Consider the following 2,986-nt stretch of genomic DNA (forward strand, 5'->3'; position numbering starts at 1 on the left):
GGGGGGGTGGGGGGGGGGTTTTTTTGGTTTTTTTTTTTTTTTTTTTTTTTTTTTTTTTTTTTCGCGCGTGCTTTGGCACCGGGCGATGACGCAGCTGGGCGCGAAGGACGAGCGCTCCAAGATGCTGCGCACCCATTGCCAGACCAGCGGCGTGTCGCTGACCGAGCAGGACCCGTATAACAACGTCATCCGCACCACGATCGAGGCGATGGCGGCGATGCTGGGTGGCACCCAGTCGCTGCACACCAATGCGCTGGACGAAGCGATCGCGCTGCCCACCGACTTCTCCGCCCGCATCGCGCGCAATACGCAGATCGTGTTGCAGGAAGAGACGGGGATGACACGTGTCGTCGATCCGCTGGGCGGCAGTTACTATGTCGAGAGCCTGACGCAATCGCTGGTCGACGGCGCGTGGGAGCTGATCGAGCGGATCGAGACCGAAGGCGGCATGGCCAAGGCGGTCGCTGCGGGCTGGCCCAAGGCGATGATTGAGGAAGCGAGCGCCGCACGCGCGGCCAAGGTCGATCGCGGCGAGGATGTCATCGTCGGGGTCAACAAATACCGGCTTCAGGATGAAGCACCGGTCGAAATCCTCGACATCGACAATCACGCGGTGCGCGCCGGCCAGGTGGCGCGGATCGCACGGGTAAAGGTCGAACGCGACGAAGCGGCGTGTCAGGCGGCACTCGATGCGCTGCGTAACGCCGCGAACAATCCTCCCCTGCAAGGGGAGGTGGCATCGCAGAGCGATGACGGAGGGGTGTCACCCCTCTCGAGCGTGGACACCCCTCCGTCAGCGGCTGACGCCGCTGCCACCTCCCCCGCCGGGGGAGGACTGGAGAGCAATCTCCTCGCGCTGGCCGTCGAGGCGGCGCGCGCGCGGGCGACCCTGGGCGAGATTTCAGCGGCGCTGGAGGATGCCTTCGGCCGCTACGGAACCCAGCCTACCCCGGTATCCGGCGTATATGGCGGCGCTTACGGCGAGGACGAACGCTGGGCGCGCCTAATCCGCGGCGTCGAGGCGGTCGAGCGCCGTCTGGGCCGCAAGCCCCGGCTGTTCGTCGCCAAGATGGGCCAGGACGGACATGATCGCGGCGCGAACCTCGTGTCCTCCATGTTCGGCGACCTGGGCTTCGAGGTGGTGCCGGGCGCGCTCTTCCAGACGCCCGAGGAGGCCGCGCAACTCGCGCTCGCCCGCGACGTCGATGTCGTCGGTGCCTCCAGCCTCGCGGCGGGCCACAAGACGCTGATCCCGGAGCTGATCGGCCACCTGCGCGAGGCGGGGCGCGCCGATATCAAGGTCATCGCGGGTGGCGTTATTCCCGCACAGGACTATCAGGCGCTTTATGATGCCGGGGTGCAGGCGATTTTCGGCCCCGGCACCAATCTTGTGAAAGCGGCCGAAGATGTGCTGAGGCTGCTGGGCCATAATATGCCGCCCGAGACGGGCGAATGACGGGACGATACGGAATGACGACCACCACCGCGCTGCGCACCGATTGGACCCGGGCCGAGATCAGCGCACTGTTCGACCTGCCTTTCACCGAGCTGCTGTTCCGTGCCGCCGAGGTCCACCGCGCGCATCACGCGGCGGACGAGGTGCAGCTGTGCACGCTCTGCTCGATCAAGACCGGCGGCTGCCCCGAGGATTGCGGATATTGCTCGCAGAGTGCCTCGGCCGAGAGCGACGTGAAGGCCGAAAAGCTGATGGACGTCGACGCGGTGCTGGCGGCGGCGGCGGAGGCCAAGGCGGCGGGTTCGCAGCGTTTCTGCATGGGCGCGGCGTGGCGCAGCCCGAAGGAGCGCGACATGGACAAGGTCGTCGCCATGGTCGAAGGCGTGAAGGCCATGGGGCTGGAGACCTGCATGACGTTGGGCATGCTCGATGCTCCCCAGGCGCAGCGGCTGGCGGAGGCGGGTCTCGATTACTACAATCATAACATCGACACGAGCCCCGAAAACTACGCCAACGTCATCACGACGCGCTGCTTCGAGGACCGGCTGGAAACGCTGTCCAACGTGCGCGAGGCGGGCATTTCGGTGTGCTGCGGCGGCATCGTCGGCATGGGCGAGGCGCGTAGCGACCGGGTGGGCTTCGTCCATGCGCTCGCCACTTTGCCGCGCCATCCCGAGAGCGTGCCCGTCAACGCGCTGGTCCCGGTCAAGGGCACGGTGCTGGGCGACATGCTCGCCGACACGCCGTTGGCGCAGATCGACGATATCGAGTTCGTCCGCACCGTCGCCGTCGCGCGCATCACCATGCCGATGAGCATGGTCCGCCTGTCGGCGGGCCGCGAGAGCATGTCGGCGGCGACGCAGGCTTTGTGCTTTATGGCGGGCGCGAACTCGATCTTCACCGGCGACAAGCTGCTGACGGCGGGCAATGCGGGCGAGGATGCCGACGCCGCGCTGTTCGCCAAGCTGGGCCTGAAGCCGATGGAAGGCGCCGAGCCGATGCGGGTCGCGGCGGAGTGATCTGTCGTCACCGCCCTGTTCCCCAGCGAAGGCCGGGGCCCAGTTGCGGTGAACCATTGATGGCATACCGCCGGCCATAAAGAAACTGGACCCCGGCCTTCGCCGGGGAACAGGCATGACACGGACCAACGACATAAAAGGAGAGGTATCCCCGTGTTCCAAAAAATCCTGATCGCCAATCGCGGGGAAATCGCGTGCCGGGTGATCCGCACCGCGAGGGCCATGGGCATCGCGACGGTCGCGGTCTATTCCGATGCGGACGCCAGCGCGCCGCATGTCCGGCTGGCCGACGAAGCGGTGCGCCTGGGGCCGGCGCCCGCCGCCGAGAGCTATTTGAAAGCCGAACTGATCCTCGCCGCCGCCAAGGCGACCGGCGCGGATGCGATCCATCCCGGCTATGGCTTCCTGTCCGAGCGCGAGAGCTTTGCCAAGGCCTGTGCCGAGGCGGGCGTCGCGTTTATCGGCCCGCCGCCGAACGCCATCGCCGCGATGGGTGACAAGATCGAATCGA

3 protein-coding genes are annotated in these 2,986 nt (G+C 66.5%); all 3 read left to right on the forward strand.

The genetic code is table 11. The annotated features are described in order from the left end of the window. On the forward strand, positions 1-1,456 hold a 1,456-nt coding region (locus tag ACQKJZ_RS18810), incomplete at its 5' end, for a methylmalonyl-CoA mutase family protein (protein WP_427733169.1). A gap of 14 nt (positions 1,457-1,470) precedes the next feature. Further along, entirely contained in the window at positions 1,471-2,475 is a 1,005-nt protein-coding gene (bioB, locus tag ACQKJZ_RS18815) for a biotin synthase BioB (protein WP_427733171.1), read from the forward strand. A 153-nt stretch (positions 2,476-2,628) separates the two neighbouring features. Beyond that, positions 2,629-2,986 (forward strand): biotin carboxylase N-terminal domain-containing protein (locus tag ACQKJZ_RS18820; protein WP_427733173.1); only part of this gene is annotated, 358 nt, incomplete at its 3' end.

This window comes from Sphingomonas sp. NPDC019816, from assembly GCF_050274375.1.
GTDB lineage: Bacteria > Pseudomonadota > Alphaproteobacteria > Sphingomonadales > Sphingomonadaceae > Sphingomonas.